We start from the raw sequence: 16,331 nt of genomic DNA on the forward strand, positions 1-16,331 counted from the left end.
AAGAACATTAGCCAGCACCCGTCAGATAACACAAATCCCCTGCGTACGGTGTGTTTATGTGCGCAGGGGCGTCGTCAAGCTCGAAGGCCTAGATCCGCTTGACTCCGGCGAAATTTTTCTTGCCGCGCCGCAGGACCAGCCATCTTCCGTGAAGGAAGTTCTCGGACGAGGGGGTCCACTCCTCGTCGGAGATTCGCTCGTTGTTCACGTAAACGCCACCCTCGGCTACCGAGCGTCGGGCGGCTCCGCGCGAATCTGCCAGGCCAGTGCCGACGAGGAAGTCGATGATCGTCTCGGTCCGGGTCGAGGTTTCGTGAACCCTGGTCTCGGACACGGCTGAAGCCAGCGTCGCCTCATCGAGATCCCCGAGGTCCGCGCGACCGAACAGCGCCTGAGATGCCTGTTCAACCGATGCCGTGGCGTCTTCGCCGTGGATCAGAGTGGTCATTTCGCGAGCCAGGCGCCTTTGAGCCTCGCGCTTGAACGGCCTCTCCCGGACCTCTGTCTCCATCTCCGCCAGTTCGTCTCGGGTGAGGAACGTAAACCAGCGGAGGTACGTGATGACGTCTGCATCCGCCGTGTTCACAAAGTACTGGTACCACGCATACGGGCTGGTCATCTCGGGATCGAGCCACAGCGACCCGCCGCCCGTCGATTTGCCAAACTTTTTGCCTTCCGAGTCCGTGACCAGCGGCACCGTAAGCGCGTGCACCTTGGCGCCGTCCGCCCGACGGTTCAAGTCCACCCCGGCGACCAAGTTGCCCCACTGATCTCCACCGCCCACCTGCAGGACGCAGCCGTAATTGCGGCGGAGCTGGACGAAGTCGTTGGCCTGGAGCAGCATGTAGGAAAACTCGGTGAAGGAGATCCCGTCGCCCTCTAGGCGACGCTTGACTGTGTCACGGCTCAGCATGGTTGACAAGGAGAAATGCTTACCCACGTCACGCAAGAAATCGATGGCGCTGAGCTCGCGAGTCCACTCGTTGTTGTTTAGCAGCATCGCTGCGTTGTCACCCTCTAAAGTGACAAAACGCGACAGCTGGCCCGAGATCCGGTCGGCCCATTCCGCGACGGTGTCACGAGAGTTCATGGTTCGCTCCCCCACGTCGCGCGGGTCCCCGATCATCCCCGTAGCACCCCCGGCCAGCACGATCGGCCGGTGCCCAGCTAGCTGGAATCGGCGCAGCATGAGCAGGGGAACGAGGTGCCCGGCGTGGAGGGACGGCCCAGTCGGGTCGAAACCGCAGTAGAGGGTGATCGGTTCCTTCGTGGCTTCCCGGAGGTCATCAAGGTCGGTCGATTGGTTGATCAGCCCGCGCCATTCGAGCTCGTCGATGATTGAGGTGGGGGCGTGCGGACCGGAAGGTGAAGTCATCTCAGTCGTCTTTTCTCCGTAGGTGAACGCGTGGTGGTGGGTTCGGGTCTACTGAGCCGGATAGGGCTCAGACTCATCGACAAGAAGCACCGGGATGTCGTCCTCGATGCGATAGGCGATCGAAAGCCGATCATTAACCAGCAGTTGTTCTTCCTCGTGATACTCGAGCGGCCCCCCGTCCCTAGGGCAGGCGAGAAGCTCGAGCAGCTTCGGATCAAGACTCATGAGGGCTATCCTACGTTGCTCCGAACAGGCGTCTCCGCCCAGCGTCGAAACTCCTCGTTACGTGCCTGCACTCGGTCTCGTTGCTCCTCCACGCGTGGGCGGGCGGTGCCACCACGCGTATCACGCGAGGCAATGGCCCCTTCGACCGTCAGTACATCGCGCACGTTCGGGCTCAGACGCTTATCGACGCTTCGCAGTTCCTCGTCAGTGAGCTGGTCGAGGCCCTCTCCCCTGACCTCCGCGATGCGGACGCACGCTCCGGAGGCCTCGTGTGCTTCGCGGAAAGGAACTCCTTGACGGACCATCCATTCCGCCAGGTCCGTTGCCAGCGTGTACCCGGCGGGGGCCAACTCGCGCATCCTGTCCTCGTGGAAGGTGAGTGTGGACACCAGACCTGTCATGGCCGGGATGAGGAGGCGGAGTTGAGCGACGGAGTCGATAACCGGTTCTTTATCCTCCTGCAGATCGCGGTTGTAGGCCAGGGGCATCGCCTTGAGCGTGGCAAGTAACCCGGCCAGGTTGCCGATCAGCCGCCCCGCCTTCCCGCGCGTCAACTCTGCGACGTCCGGATTCTTCTTCTGCGGCATGATCGATGAGCCCGTGGACCAGGCGTCGTGAAGCGTGACGTAGCCGAACTCCGGGGTCGACCAAGCGATGATCTCCTCGGCGAAACGCGACATATCAACCGCGATCTGCGCGAGGATGAAGGCAGTTTCGGATGCGAAGTCTCGCGACGATGTGCCGTCCAAAGAGTTCTCCGCAGCCGAGTCGAACCCGAGCTCGGCGGCGATCGCTTCGGGGTTGAGCTTTAGCGAGGAACCAGCTAGGGCACCCGACCCGTAGGGCGAAACCGCGAGTCGCTTATCGACGTCACGGATCCGATCGAGGTCCCGCAGCAGTGGCTGGGCGTGCGCCAGCAGCGAATGCGCCAAAAGGATCGGTTGGGCAGCCTGGAAGTGGGTCTTGCCGGGCATAACGGCATCCGGGTGGGTGGCCGCCTGGGTCACGATTGCGTCGATAAGGTGCGAGATATCGAGCGCGATTGCCCGCAGCGCGTCGCGGCACCACATGCGAAACATCGTTGCGACCTGGTCGTTGCGGGAACGTCCGGCGCGAAGACGACCCCCCACCTCTGGGCCGATGCGCTCGATCAGGCCGCGCTCCATCGCCCCGTGAACATCCTCGTCCGTCGGATTTGGCAGGAACGAGCCGTCGGCAACGTCGCGTCCGAGCTGCGCGAGACCCGTCAGCATGGTCGCCGCATCCTCGTCGCTCAGGAGCCCGGCGTCGTGCAGCACTTTGGCGTGCGCCGTGGACGCCAGCACGTCGTAAGGAGCGAGCACCCAATCGAAGTGCGTGGAGGCCGACAGAGCGAACATGGCTTCGGAAGGGCCCCCGGAGAAGCGCCCTCCCCACAGCGCACCCTCATTTGTCGTGTGCTGCTCCATTACCCTCGGGCCTCCCGGTCGCGCTTGTTCGCAATCTGAGAGGACAGGCCGTGCAGGCGCACGAAACCCTTGGCCAGGGTCTGGTCAAACGTGTCGCCGGTGTCGTAGGTGGCCAGGTTGAAGTCGTACAGGGAGTGGTCGGACCTCCGCCCGTTGACGACGGCGCGTCCTGCGTGCAGGACCATCCGGATATCCCCGGTGACGTGTTCCTGAGTCGACTCGATAAACGCATCGAGCGAGCGTTTCAGCGGACCGAACCACAGCCCGTCGTAAACCTCCTCGGACCAGCGGGCGTCGATAAGTCGTTTGTACCGGGCAAGTTCGCGCTCTACCGTCACGTCCTCCAGCGCCTTATGCGCGGTGATGAGCGTGAGGGCGCCCGGCGCTTCGTACACCTCGCGGGACTTGATGCCCACTAGTCGGTCCTCCACCATATCGAGGCGGCCGATCCCCTGAGCGCCTGCGCGGCGGTTGAGCTCCTCGATCGCTTGGAGAACCGTCACGCGGCGGCCATCGATAGCGACGGGCGTGCCGGACTCAAAGGAGATAGTGATCTCATCGGGAGCATTACCCATGGCGGGGTCCTCAGTGTAGGCGTAGAGATCTTTCGTCGGCGGGTTCCACAGATCCTCCAGGAAGCCGGTCTCGACAGCACGTCCCCACACGTTTTGGTCGATGGAGAACGGGGACGCCGCAGACTGCTCAATGGGCAGATCCTTGCCCTCGGCGTACTCGATGGCCTTGTCGCGAGTCCACGCGAAATCGCGGGCCGGCGCCACGATCTCCAGGTCCGGATCCTGGTTGAGGAAACCGACCTCGAAACGAACTTGATCATTGCCCTTGCCCGTGCACCCGTGCGCAACGTGGGTGCCGCCCTGCTCCTGGGCGGCCTGGACCAGGTGCTTCACAATCAGCGGCCGAGAAATCGCCGAGACGAGCGGGTACTCCCCCTGGTACAAAGCGTTTGCCTTAATCGCGGGTAGGCAGTACTCGTCCGCGAATTCATCCTTGGCATCGACGACGATGGATTCCACCGCCCCGCAGTCGAGGGCTCGCTGGCGGACGGACTCCATGTCCTCTCCCCCCTGGCCTAAGTCGAGCGAGACCGCGATGACCTCGCCTTCGATCATCTCTGAGAGGTACGGGATGGCCACGGAAGTGTCCAATCCACCTGAGTACGCAAGAACGACGCGGTTTGTCATGATGTCTCCTTTTGTGTGAAATGCGTGCATTACTGTGATTACTGTCGTCACTGTGTGCCGCGCGTGGTTATAGCCCGGCGGGGCCGCAGAGTCGCTCAGAGAGTTCCTTGCCTGTCATTGGGTCTCGGGCGAGGACGAAAATCGTGTCATCGCCAGCGATCGTGCCAACAACATCGTCTAGCCCAACCCGGTCAATGTAGCTGGCCAGGTACTGGGCGGCACCCGGGGGTGTGCGCAGTACCGCGGTGGACCCCGAAAAATCCGCCGATACCACCAACTCATCGATCATGCGCCGCAGCTTGTCCCGCGGCCCCGACTGTGGGGGCGCCACCGTCGGTGATCCGGCGTTGGCGGTGTAAAATGGCCTACTGCCGTCGGCTGGGCGCACTTTTCGGGCCCCGAGTTCGTCGAGATCGCGGGAAAGAGTTGCCTGTGTGATGTCAATCCCCTCGTCGAGAAGCAACTCGGCCAGCTGGACTTGGGATGACACCCGCGTGGAATCGAGGATCTCCATGATGCGGGCAAGTCGCGCCGTTCTTGAAATGGAAGGGCTCACCGCGACTCCTCTAACAGCCACGCGAGTAACGCTTTTTGGGCGTGAAGTCTGTTCTCCGCCTCGTCGAAAACCCGGGAAGCGGGCCCGTCGATGACCTCCACCGTCACCTCATTGCCACGGTAGGCGGGCAGGCAGTGCAGGAAGATCGCGTTATCCCCGGCCGCAGCCATCACGTCGGCGTTGACTTGATATGGCAGAAACGGAGTACGGCGGTCTTTGCCGTCGCCTTCCATCCCCATTGACACCCACGTGTCCGTGATGACGACGTCAGCGCCGCGCACCTCCGCGAGGTCTGAAGTGGCGACCACGGTCGCCCCCGTCTCGGCTGCACGGGTCCGAGCCCTCGCCACGAACTCTGCCCGCGGTTGGAAATCCTCCGGCGCGATAATGGAGATATCCATTCCTGCCGTCGCGAAGCCAATCATGTAGGAGTTGGCCATGTTGTTGTCACCGTCGCCGAGGTAGACGGCCTTTTTGCCGCGGAGTCCGGCGGGGCCCTCCTTGGGGCACACGTTCTCGACACACGTTTGTAGGTCCGCAAGGATCTGGCAGGGGTGAAGGTCGTCGGACAACGCGTTGACCACTGGGACCGTCGCGGTTTGCGCCATTTCTTCGAGACCGCGCTGAGCGTACGTGCGCCACACGATTGCTTCCACGTAGCGGGAGAGAACAGCGGCCGTGTCCTGGTAAGTCTCGCCTTTGCCCATTTGGGACTTTCCCGTCTCGACGACGATGGCGTTCCCTCCGAGCTGCGCGATTCCCGCGTCGAAGGAGAAACGCGTTCGGGTCGACGTCTTGTCGAACAAGACGGCCACCGAAAGCGGGCCCTCTAGCGGACGGCGCGCCAGGGGCTGCCGCTTGAGTTCCGCGGCCAAGATAAGGACCTCGGCTTGTTCCTGGGGCGTGAGGTCATCGTCGGAAAGAAAATGCCGCAGTGCCATCTACTTTGCTCCTTTCGAACAGCTTTCAAGCGTCGCCTCAAATCGGCGCACCGCCTCCCGTATTTCATCGCCAGTGATGACCAATGGGGGCGTGATTCGCACAACGCTTGCCGACGGCGCGTTCAGGATCAACCCGTTACCCAACCCGGCGGTCACCATTTCTTTCGCTACGTCGCGGGCGAGCACGACTCCGAGCATGAGGCCGCGGCCGCGGACGTTGTTGACGCCGTCGAGCTGCCAAAGGAGCTGTGAGAACAGCTCGCCCTTCCGCTTCACCTCATCCATGAAATCGTCGTCCACGACGTCAAGTACCGCGTTGGCCGCGGAGCAAGCGATGGGGTTGCCACCGAACGTCGTCCCGTGGGAGCCAGGCGTGAACAGCGAGGCCGCGCGCCCGCGCGCGATGACCGCGCCGAGCGGGAGGCCGCCGCCGAGCCCCTTCGCCATCGTGATGACGTCGGGGGCGACGTTGTCGTGTTCGTGAGCGAAGAACCTTCCTGTTCTGCCCACGCCCGCCTGGACCTCGTCAACCACCATGAGGATGCCGTGCCTCGTGCATATCTCCCGCACGCTAGCTACGAACCCGTCGGGAGCGGGCAGAACTCCTGACTCGCCCTGAATCGGTTCCAGGAAGATAGCGGCTACGTCACCTGGGTCGCGCTCGACCAGGAAGCGGAGGGCAGCTGTGTCCCCGTAGGGGTAAAACTCCACGCCCGGGGCCAGGGGTTCGAAGAGGCGGCGCTTGTCGGGTTGCCCGGTCAACGCGAGGGCGCCCATGGTCCGCCCGTGGAAACCGTGCTCGGCAGCGAGGATCCGTCCCCGGCCCGTCAACCGGGCGAGCTTAAATGCCGCCTCATTCGCCTCTGCACCCGAGTTGCACAAGAACACGCGGGCGGACTCATCACCGGTTCGAGCTTGGAGGCGCTGCGCGAGCGTCACGACAGGTCGGGTTGCGAAGAAGTTGGAGACGTGGCCCAGCGTCGCCGTTTGCTCGCTTACCGCCCGCACGATAGCGGGGTGCGCGTGGCCGAGCGCGTTGACCGCAATCCCAGCGAGCAGGTCGATGTACTCCTTGCCGGAAGCGTCCGTCACCGTGGCACCCGCGCCCGAGACCAGCTCGAGCTGAGGCGCCCCGTAGGTGTCCATAAGTGAGGAGGCCCACGCGTCGATCGCAGTACTCACGCCTGATCGTCCTTTCTAAAAACTGTCCCCTCCGGGTAGTGCGAGGCGTCGTAGCCGTCAGGCAAAACCATCGTGCCTATTCCTCCCGTTGTGAGAAGCTCGAGCAGCACCGAGTGGGCGATTCTGCCGTCAATCACATGGGCAGCCCTCACGCCGCCGCGCACGGCTGTCATGCACGCCTCCATCTTTGGGATCATGCCGGCATCGAGCGTCGGCATCATTGCGCCCAAGCCCGACACCTCAATCTTTGACACGAGTGAATCCTGATTGGGCCAATCGGTGTACACGCCCTCAACGTTCGTCAGCACCACAAGACGCTCCGCTCCGAGCGCCGCCGCCAGCTCGCCGGCGGCCTCGTCGGCGTTGATGTTGTAGACGTTCCCGTCCGCGCCAGGGGCGATCCCGGACACGACGGGAATGCGACCCGCGTCGATGAGGTCCATGACGGCGGACGGGTTGACGTCGACAATCGTGCCGACGAGGCCGATGTCAAGCGCTTGCCCGTTTTCCTCCACGAAACGCTGCTCGGCGCGGAACAACCCCGCGTCCTCCCCCGAAATTCCTACGGCGTAGGGCCCGTGCGAGTTGATCCGCCCAAGTAGGTCTCGCCCGACTTGGCCGAAAAGCACCATGCGGACGACTTCCAGGATTTCCGGAGTTGTTACTCGCAACCCACCGAGGAACTCCCCGCCGTCCATTCCAAGCCTGGTGAGCATTGCAGATATCTGCGGTCCACCACCGTGCACGACAACGGGTTTGACACCTACGGTGCGGAGGAACACCATGTCCGCGGCAAAAGCGGACTTCAGGTCCTCGTCCACCATCGCGTTCCCGCCGTACTTCACCACGACGATTTTGTCGCGGTAATGCTGCAGCCAGGGCAGGGCCTCTGCGAGGACATGAGCGCGCGCCTCATTGGTGAGGTTCATTGCGCTAAGCGGAGATGCCATCATGAGATTTCCTCCTCCCTATGTGCTGTAAGCCGAGTTGATTTCCACATAGGCATGCGACAGATCCGTCGTCCGTACCGTTGCTGTGCCTGCCCCGCCGGTGCCCAGGTCAACAAGGACCTGCACATCCGCCCCGGAAAGGTCGACTTGGCGCGCCCCAGGCGTCCCTGTGGAGTCAATGCAGACGGGCTGCCCGTTGAAAGAGACGGAGATCTTGTCCGGATTCATGTCAGCGTCGGCCATCCCAACGGCTGCGAGCGTGCGGCCCCAGTTCGGGTCCGAACCGAACATGGCGCACTTGAACAGGTTGTCCCGCCCGATGGTTCGCGCCGCGTTCAGAGCCTGCGCCTCGGACCCGGTGCCGGTCACAGTAATCGTCACGCGTTTGGTGACGCCTTCGGCATCAGCCTGCATTTGACGGGCAAGGTCCTCACACACCTCTAAAACGGCGGCATCAAGGTCCTCCTGGGTCGGCGTGACACCGCTGGCGCCGCTCGCCATCAGGATGACCGTGTCATTTGTCGAGGTCGCCCCGTCGATGTCGAGCGTATCGAAGGTCGCGGCAGTCGCGGCGCGCAGAGCGCGGTCGAGCGTCTCAGGCGTCGCGACAGCGTCGGTGCTAAGACAGGCGAGCATCGTTGCTAGGGACGGCGCCATCATCCCCACGCCTTTGCCCATCGCCCCCACGCTCCACCCATCCCGGGCAGCGAGCGCCTGCTTCGCAACGGTGTCGGTGGTCATGATCGCCCGCGCCGCGGCCTCCCCCTCGTCCCCAAGCGAGGAAGACAGTTCAACAATCCCCGCGCGGAGCTTGCTCATTGGCAACAGGTCACCGATAAGCCCCGTGGAACACACTGCGACGTCGTCTAGCTCGATGCCAACATTCTCGGCAACGAGCTCCTGCTCCTCCACCGCGTCTGCATCCCCCTGAGCCCCGTTGCAGGCATTGGCGTTGCCGGAATTGAAAACGACAGCTTTGAGCGTGCCATCCGCGACGGCACGCCGGGTGGCTTTTACTGGCGAGGCGACCACGCGATTGCGGGTGAAAACTGCAGACGCCGAGAACAATGGGCCAGTGTTGACAACAAGTGCCATGTCGGGGTTGCCGGATGCCTTGATCCCGGCGGTTGTCGCTGCCGCGATGAAACCCCGTGGTGCTGTGACGCCTAACGATGACATAAGAGGTTCCCTTCTGTTTTAGGGCGCCACGCCGACAGTGGGAAGGCCCGCGGTCTCGTCGAAACCGAGTGCGATGTTCATACACTGGACCGCCGCGCCCGCTGTTCCCTTGGTCAGGTTGTCGATGGCCGTGGTCACGAGGAGTTTGCCCGAACGCTCGTCAGCCTCGACCTGGAGGTGGCACATGTTGGTGCCCACCACGTTTTTCGTCTGCGGTTGGATTCCCTCCGGCATTACCCACACGAATTGCTCCGAAGCATAAAAGTCGAGGTATACCTGTCGGGCTCGGGCGGTATCCACCCCTTCTTCTAGCGGCGCGGTGACGGTCGTAAGGATGCCCCGTGGCAGCGGTGCGAGAACTGGAGTGAAGCTGACTTTGACGTCGCCGGCACGCGCCCCGGCCACCTCCGCGATGTTTTGCGCGATTTCAGGGGTGTGACGGTGGCGTCCACCGGTGCCGTACGCTTTGAGGGACCCCATCGTTTCCGAGCCGAGCAGGGACACCCGCGCTTTCTTCCCAGCGCCTGAAACACCGGTCACGGACACTACGTTCACGTCTGGACGGGCGATACCCGCTTGGATAGCCGGCATAGCCGCAAGCGTCGCCCCGGTGGGGAAACACCCGGGGATCGCAACGCGCCGTGAAGCGGCGATGCGCTCTCGGTGGCCCGGCATCTCCGGGATTCCGTAAGGCCACGTGCCGGCGTGATCGTTTCCGTAGTACTCCACCCAATCGGCGGGATTCTCCAGCCGGAAGTCAGCGGCGCAGTCGAGGATGAGAGTGGACTCCGGCAGCTTCTTGGCAATGTCTGCGGAGTAGCCGTGCGGCAGGCCGAGAAAAACGACATCGTGGCCGGCGAGGACCGCGGGGTCCGTCTTCTCCATTACCCGGTCCGCCAGCTGCGGAACGTGCGGAAGCAGCGCGGCGCCGGTTTGCCCCGAGTTCGCGTTCGCAGTGAGCGCCCCGATGACGAGCTCACCCGATTGGTACGCCGGGTGGCCCAAGAGCAGACGGAGAATCTCCCCGCCTGCATATCCCGTCGCACCCGCCACGGCTACTTTGAGTGTCATAAAAGCCACTGTAGGCTTTTATGCAATCAAATGCAATCTATGCACGCATCTCTGCGCCGCACTCTCGCTGCGCAGTCTCAACCGCAGCAAGACGGGCCGCGGAAGCTTCGTCTTCCGTGAGCGTCCGGTCGGGGGCGCGGAAGACGAGGCCGAAAGCGAGGGACTTCTTCCCCACGCCGAGGTGATCAGCACGGTAGACGTCGAAAAGCGAGACGCTTTCCAGCAGCTCTCCGGCGCCGCGCTCAACCGCCCGTCGCACGGACTCGGCGGGAACCTGCTCGTCCACAACCAACGCGATGTCTTGGAGAACAGCTGGGAATGCGGAAAGCGACGGAGCCGGCAGCCGGGTGTTTTCGGGCAGGCTGCTCAGGTCGATTTCCATAGCGCACGCGCGCTCCGGCAGGCCGAGCGACTCGAGGATCTGCGGGTGCAACTCCCCAGCATGCCCGACAACGGTGCCTCCGGCGAACAGCGCCGCGCAGCGTCCGGGGTGCCACGGGAGGTACCCTGCCGCCTCCACGTCGAGCTCGACCCCGGCCGCCCGGGCTACGACCCGCGCGGATTCAATCGAATCAGCCCACGAGTACGCACGCCCGGCGCCCCACGGCCCGCCCAACTCGTGGAGGCCCACACCCACCGTCGCCGCGTGGAGGTGCTGCTGGGGCAAGGACTCAACGAGCTCACGCAACTCCTCCTCCCTCGGACGCGCGGTGACGTCGAGCAGAGGCGAGGAATCAGCCCGGCGCCGGGTGACCTGCGCCACCGAATAGACCGACAGGTCGCGCTTTCCGCGTGCGACGTTTCGGCCGACCGCCTCGAGCATGGGGGGCAGCAGGGTGGACCCCAGCATCGCGTAGTCCGCATCGAGCGGGTTGCGGACGGTGACAACCTCCCGCCGCGGGTCATCCGCGTCAAGGCCCCAGGTATCGAACGTCGTATTCGCGATGAAGGGCGTGGGGATGATCTCGGCGTATCCGGAGTAGGCCAGCGCGTGAGTTACGGCTCGGCGCCGCTTCTGCGCGGGCGAAAGACCCCGCCCGCCGCGCGGCGTCGGCAGGACGGACGGGATCGCGTCCAATCCCTCAAGGCGCACGACTTCCTCGATGAGGTCTACGGGCATGATGAGGTCGTTACGCCAGGTTGGCGGGACAACCCGCAGCTCGTCTCCGTGACGCTCGACCTCGCAACCCACTTCGCTCAATCGCGTGACGACGTCCTCCGCGCTGTACTCCACGCCCACGACCTCAGCCGGGCGGGAAGCACGCATCGTGATCGTTCGCCGCTCGGGCTCGCTTCCGACGAGAGTGCGACCCGCGGCGATTGTGCCGCCGGCGCACTCGACAAGCAGTGCGCACGCGACGTCGAGCGCAACCTCCACAACGGCCGGGTCGACACCCCGTTCAAACCGGCGAGATGCCTCGGAGCTGAGGCGGTGACGGCGAGCAGTCCGCGCCACGGTGAGTTCATCCCACGTCGCGGCCTCGAAATAGACCGAGGACGTTTCCTCCGAGATCTCGGAGGTGGTGCCCCCCATAACACCGGCGAGTGACTGGATGCCGGAGGCGTCGGAAATCACCACGTCCTCGGCCGACAGGGTCCGCCGGACATGATCGAGGGTCTCAAACTCTTCTCCGCCCGCGGCGGTGTGCACGCGGAGGGAACCCGAGATCTTGTCGGCATCAAATGCGTGCATCGGCTGCCCGAGGAGAAGCATCACGTAGTTGGTCACGTCGGTGGCTGCGTTGACGGAGCGGATGCCACTGAGCATCAGCTCGCGTTGGAGCCAAAAAGGGGCTGGAGAATGAGGGTCGATGCCTTCAACCTTGCGCACACCGAAGCACCGGGCTTTGGTGGACGGCTCCAGGGAGACGTCGATCAGCGAACCCTGCGGCTCGGGAACAGCAGTGAGGTCCACGCCCGCGACGTCCGGCCGCGTCGCGATATCCATATAGGTCAAACCGAAAGACGAGGCGATCTCGCGCACGATACCGCGGGCCGACAGAGCGTATCCGCGGTCGGGCGTGATGTTGACGTCAAAGACGGTGTCCGCCAAGCCGAGGCCCTTCCTGGCGTCCTCACCCGGGGTCCCCGACCCGTCCGGCAGGGTAATAATCCCTTCGCTTTTTGCGCTCAAGCCGAGCTCCGCCGCTGACGCCATCATCCCGTTCGAGATGTGACCGTAGGTTTCTCGCGCGGCGATGGCGAAACCACCCGGAAGAACGGCACCCGGCAGCGAGACGACAACGAGGTCGCCGACGTTGAAATTGCGAGCGCCGCATATGATCCCCTGTGGCTCGCCAGTGCCGTTCGCGCGACCCACGTCAACCTGGCAGTAACGAATCGGCTTCTTAAACCCGCTAAGCTCCTCGATTTCAAGCACGCGGCCGTAAACGAGTGGCCCGGTGGTCTCCGGGATGGCGGTGAAACCCTCGGTTTCGAAACCGACCCGGACGAACCCGGCGTCGAGTTCTTCGGGAGAGACGGACCAGCCTTCGTTCCCGCCGTTACGGAGCAGGCGAGTAATCCACTCTTGCGAAATCAGCATGTCGTTTGAACTCCTCTGCTAGGCCTGAACGCCGAATGGGATAGTAAAGCGGACATCTCCTTCGACCATGTCACGCATGTCTGACAGGCCGTTGCGGAATTGAAGGGTGCGCTCCAGGCCCATGCCGAAGGCGAAACCGGAATACTCTTCCGCGTCGATACCCACCGCCCGCAGTACGTTGGGGTTGACCATCCCGCACCCGCCCCATTCGATCCACCCGGCGCCGCCTTTCTTGTTGGGGAACCACACGTCCACCTCGGCAGACGGTTCAGTGAAGGGGAAATAATTCGTCCGCATGCGCGTCTTCGTACCGGGGCCGAAGAGCGTCGTTGCGAGGTGGTCGAGAGTACCGCGGAGGTGCGCCATCGTCAGGCCGCGGTCCACCGCCAGCCCCTCGACCTGGTGAAACACGGGTGTGTGCGTCGCATCGAGCTCGTCGGAGCGGAACACGCGGCCGGGGCAGGCGATGTAGAGGGGCACGTCCCTTTCCAACATCGTGCGGATCTGGACGGGAGAAGTGTGGGTTCGCAGGACCTGCTTCGAATCCTCGTGGCCGACGTAAAACGTGTCCTGCAACGTTCGGGCCGGGTGGTCCGGAATGATGTTCAGCGCATCGAAGTTGAAGTACTCCGCCTCCACCTCCGGGCCTTCGGCAATTTCCCACCCCATGCCGAGAAAAATGTCCGCGATGTTCTCGCTCAGCGTTGTGATCGGGTGCATGGCCCCCACCTGCGAGCGGGTGGTGGGTAGCGTCACGTCGACCTTTTCTTCACGAAGCTGCTGTTCCCGGTGCTCGGCTTCCCGCTCCTCGCGGATCTGCGCAAACCGCTTCTCGACGCGCCCGCGCGCCATATTCACCAGCCTGCCCGCGTCTTTACGTTGTTCCTTGGGCAACGAACCTAGCGCTCGGCGGGCCTGGGGAATGTAGCCATCGTCTCCGAGGTGCGCGCGGTGGGCCTCCTCAAGAGACTTAAGGTCCGTCGCGTGCTCGAAAGCACTAATCGCGGCGTTGGCCGCAGTGACAAGCGCCTCCTCGGACAGATTGGGAGTGTCGGACACGTTTTATCCCTTCCGCATAGATTCGTTCTTCGCCTGTTTTAAGCGCTCACCAGCATACCCAGCGCGCTCCGGGTGACCGCGAATCTGGCCCACTCAGCGTTTGCCCAGCAGATGTGCGGTTACCTCACGCCTCACTAGTGCTTTCTCTGGTTCGAAACTCCACCGTCTGCACAACACTTTTCCCTAGGTTCAGCTCTAGCGCTCGGACACGGATTCCGAGCCCTTCTGTTTACTCCCTGCGGAAAGGACACTCCCATGACCCGTTTCTTCGAGGGACGACCCCTCGACCGGCAACACGAGGACGTCGAAGATCAAGGCCTGGCCTTCGACCTCGGCACTCTACACACGCGCGTCACCCGCCGACGTCTGCTGGGAATGTGAGGGGTTGGCGCTGGCGCGGCGGCACTCGCGGCCTGCGCACCCATCGGACAATCAGCCTCGACGGCTTCCTCAACCGCGACGTCAACAACCACCGCCACCGCTGGTGCGGCAGCTGCGGCAATCGAGATGGAAACCGAGACCTCCGGCCCCTACCCGGGGGACGGTTCAAACGGACCCGACGTCTTGGAGCAGGTAGGTGTTCAGCGCAAAGATATTCGCGGTTCAATTGGCGGCGGCGCGACCGCGAGCGGTATCCCGCTGAGCGTCACAATGAACATCATCGACATGACGAACTCGAACTCACCTATGGCGGGCGCTGCGGTCTACATGTGGCATTGCAACGCGGAGGGTGAGTACTCGATGTATTCCGCGGGATTGGAAAACGAAACGTACCTGCGAGGCGTGCAGGTGACGGGTGACGACGGTTCCGTCGAATTCACGACTATCGTCCCCGGCTGCTACTCCGGGCGTTGGCCACACATTCACTTCGAGGTGTTCTCCTCGGTGGACGACATCACGGACTCCACGAAGGCGATCTTGACCTCAACCGCCCAGCGGCATCGCCCCCATGGGTGGCGGCACTCCCTCGCGACCGCCAACCACCTAATCGCCCACGGCGCCGCCCGGGGAAAATATCGCCTTCGATGACTCCCACATACACATCGCAGCTGCCGTGGCCAAGTTGAGCGACTCCGCGCTCCCGCGGATAGGGATGCTCACGCGCGCGTCAGCCTCCGCGATGAGGCGATCTGGCAGCCCGTGGGCCTCGTTACCGAACAACCACGCCGTCGGCCGTTCAAGCAAACCGCCAGCAGAGTCCAGAGACACTTCACCGTTCGATGCCGTCGCAACGATCTGTAGGCCCGCCGCGCGGAGTTGACCGACCACATCCGCGGTATTTCTCTCACGGACGACGGGCACGTGAAACAGAGACCCTGCCGAGGCGCGCACGGCTTTTCCCGCCTCGGGGTCGACGGCGTCACCGGAAAAAATCACCGCATCCGCCCCGCAGACGTCCGCGATCCGGACAAGCGTGCCGGCGTTGCCTGGGTCGTTCGTTGCAACACCCACTGCGAGGAACCGGGGGCAGCCCCTCAAAACCGCGCTCAATGACCAGAGCGCCGGTTTGCAGACAGCAAACAGGCCCGTCGTGCTCACCGTGTCCGCTAAGTACGTGGCGGCCTTTTCGGTAATGGCGTGGGTGTAAACATTCATGTGCCCCGCCGCGGTGAGAATCTCTGAAAACTCGTGAGCCGCCGCTTCCGTCACGAAGATGTCCGTAGCCGCGCCCGTCGCCACCGCTGCCTCAACGGAGTTAGCACCTTCGATGAGGAAACGGCCAGCCTTTCGCCGCCCTTGAGCCTTGTGAAGCTTAGCAGCGTTGACGATGCGCGGTGTCCGCTCGGTAAAAGGCGAAGCGAAGTCTAGGGTCATGAATGAAGAGATTACTTGGAGACGCGTCAGGCAAGCTAAAACCCGCTGCACACAGGCGGTGGGCAGCGGGTGGGGGTCACGCGCGGGCCTCGTTTACGCGGCGCGGACCGGAGCGTTAACGTCTTCCGGGAGCGCGTTCTTGGCCGTCGCGCAGAGAGCGGAGAACGCCGCGAAATCGTTGACGGCGAGCTCAGCGAGGATCTTGCGGTCGACCTCAACCTGCGCCAGCTTGAGGCCGTGGATGAGGCGGTTGTAGGTGATGTCGTTCATACGAGCCGCAGCATTGATGCGCTGAATCCACAGCTTACGGAACTCGTTTTTACGCTGGCGGCGGTCGCGGTACGCGTAGGTCTGGGAGTGCAGCCACTGCTCCTTGGCCTTGCGGTACAGGCGGGAGCGCTGGCCACGGTAGCCCTTGGCGGACTTCAGAATCGCGCGGCGCTTCTTCTTGGCATTGACTGAACGCTTAACACGTGCCATGGGTCAAAACTTCCTTTGTGAAATCGGGGGATGTACGAGGACGCCGGCAGGTCTTAGGAGATGCCGAGGAGGCGCTTCGCGCGCTTAACGTCAGCTGGGGCGACGTCCGTGGTGCCGGAAAGCTTGCGGCGACGCTTCGAGGAGAGCTTTTCGTTCAGGTGGCGCTTGCCTGCCTGCTCGCGGCGCAGCTTGCCCTTGCCGTTGACCTTGATGCGCTTGGCGGTGCCCTTGTGGGTCTTCTGCTTCATGGTAAAGCCCTTCCGAGGTTGTAACGTGTTTGAAACGTCCAAAGGCGGGGTGCCT

Annotated in this window: 17 protein-coding genes; 2 read left to right on the forward strand and 15 right to left on the reverse strand. The window is 63.4% G+C overall.

The features are described 5' to 3' along the window. Positions 1-88: 88 nt before the first annotated feature. From tyrS to pheS, 12 genes are all read right to left on the reverse strand, one after another. A complete protein-coding gene (gene tyrS, locus CAPI_RS05895) occupies positions 89-1,375 on the reverse strand; it encodes a tyrosine--tRNA ligase (RefSeq protein WP_018017720.1) in 1,287 nt (428 codons plus the stop codon). Between the two features lie 48 nt (positions 1,376-1,423). Then, a complete protein-coding gene (locus CAPI_RS05900; protein ID WP_018017721.1) occupies positions 1,424-1,600 on the reverse strand; it encodes a Trm112 family protein in 177 nt (58 codons plus the stop codon). Between the two features lie 5 nt (positions 1,601-1,605). Beyond that, complete coding sequence (gene argH, locus CAPI_RS05905) at positions 1,606-3,048, reverse strand: argininosuccinate lyase (protein ID WP_018017722.1); 1,443 nt, start codon at positions 3,046-3,048, stop codon at positions 1,606-1,608. After that, a complete protein-coding gene (locus CAPI_RS05910) occupies positions 3,048-4,250 on the reverse strand; it encodes an argininosuccinate synthase (RefSeq protein WP_018017723.1) in 1,203 nt (400 codons plus the stop codon). Before CAPI_RS05910 ends, argH begins: the two co-directional genes overlap by 1 nt. Positions 4,251-4,317: 67 nt before the next feature. Further along, a complete protein-coding gene (locus CAPI_RS05915) occupies positions 4,318-4,764 on the reverse strand; it encodes an arginine repressor (protein WP_245531650.1) in 447 nt (148 codons plus the stop codon). Between the two features lie 38 nt (positions 4,765-4,802). Beyond that, entirely contained in the window at positions 4,803-5,747 is a 945-nt protein-coding gene (gene argF, locus CAPI_RS05920; RefSeq protein ID WP_018017725.1) for an ornithine carbamoyltransferase, read from the reverse strand. Next, complete coding sequence (locus CAPI_RS05925; RefSeq protein WP_040356852.1) at positions 5,748-6,893, reverse strand: acetylornithine transaminase; 1,146 nt, start codon at positions 6,891-6,893, stop codon at positions 5,748-5,750. A gap of 32 nt (positions 6,894-6,925) precedes the next feature. Continuing rightward, entirely contained in the window at positions 6,926-7,879 is a 954-nt protein-coding gene (gene argB, locus CAPI_RS05930) for an acetylglutamate kinase (RefSeq protein WP_040356853.1), read from the reverse strand. A gap of 18 nt (positions 7,880-7,897) precedes the next feature. Continuing rightward, on the reverse strand, positions 7,898-9,058 hold the full coding sequence (argJ, locus tag CAPI_RS05935; protein WP_018017728.1) for a bifunctional glutamate N-acetyltransferase/amino-acid acetyltransferase ArgJ: 1,161 nt from the start codon (positions 9,056-9,058) through the stop codon (positions 7,898-7,900). Between the two features lie 18 nt (positions 9,059-9,076). Then, positions 9,077-10,129, reverse strand: a complete 1,053-nt coding sequence (gene argC / locus CAPI_RS05940; RefSeq protein ID WP_026157151.1) for an N-acetyl-gamma-glutamyl-phosphate reductase — start codon at positions 10,127-10,129, stop codon at positions 9,077-9,079. Positions 10,130-10,166: 37 nt separating this feature from the next. Further along, positions 10,167-12,674: a phenylalanine--tRNA ligase subunit beta gene (pheT, locus tag CAPI_RS05945; RefSeq protein ID WP_018017730.1), complete on the reverse strand. Its 2,508-nt coding sequence runs from the start codon at positions 12,672-12,674 to the stop codon at positions 10,167-10,169. 18 nt (positions 12,675-12,692) lie between these two features. Next, positions 12,693-13,733 carry a phenylalanine--tRNA ligase subunit alpha gene (gene pheS, locus CAPI_RS05950; RefSeq protein WP_018017731.1) on the reverse strand — a complete coding sequence of 347 codons (1,041 nt, stop codon included), beginning with the start codon at positions 13,731-13,733 and terminating at the stop codon, positions 12,693-12,695. Positions 13,734-13,988: 255 nt separating this feature from the next. Here pheS and CAPI_RS09630 point away from each other — a divergent pair, with 255 nt between their 5' ends. Both CAPI_RS09630 and CAPI_RS09635 read left to right on the forward strand, forming a co-directional pair. Next, positions 13,989-14,114, forward strand: a complete 126-nt coding sequence (locus tag CAPI_RS09630) for a hypothetical protein (RefSeq protein ID WP_018017732.1) — start codon at positions 13,989-13,991, stop codon at positions 14,112-14,114. A 126-nt stretch (positions 14,115-14,240) separates the two neighbouring features. Beyond that, positions 14,241-14,762: a dioxygenase family protein gene (locus CAPI_RS09635; RefSeq protein WP_018017733.1), complete on the forward strand. Its 522-nt coding sequence runs from the start codon at positions 14,241-14,243 to the stop codon at positions 14,760-14,762. On the opposite strand, the gene CAPI_RS05960 is transcribed toward CAPI_RS09635, so the two are convergent. From CAPI_RS05960 to rpmI, 3 genes are all read right to left on the reverse strand, one after another. Further along, entirely contained in the window at positions 14,718-15,548 is an 831-nt protein-coding gene (locus tag CAPI_RS05960) for a TrmH family RNA methyltransferase (protein ID WP_018017734.1), read from the reverse strand. The two genes, CAPI_RS09635 and CAPI_RS05960, sit on opposite strands and share 45 nt — an antisense overlap. Positions 15,549-15,641: 93 nt before the next feature. Then, positions 15,642-16,028, reverse strand: a complete 387-nt coding sequence (gene rplT / locus CAPI_RS05965) for a 50S ribosomal protein L20 (protein ID WP_018017735.1) — start codon at positions 16,026-16,028, stop codon at positions 15,642-15,644. Positions 16,029-16,081: 53 nt separating this feature from the next. Continuing rightward, positions 16,082-16,276 carry a 50S ribosomal protein L35 gene (rpmI, locus tag CAPI_RS05970; RefSeq protein WP_018017736.1) on the reverse strand — a complete coding sequence of 65 codons (195 nt, stop codon included), beginning with the start codon at positions 16,274-16,276 and terminating at the stop codon, positions 16,082-16,084. Positions 16,277-16,331: the final 55 nt, after the last annotated feature.

The organism is Corynebacterium capitovis DSM 44611 (genome assembly GCF_030440535.1).
In the GTDB taxonomy this organism is placed as follows: Bacteria; Actinomycetota; Actinomycetes; order Mycobacteriales; family Mycobacteriaceae; genus Corynebacterium; species Corynebacterium capitovis.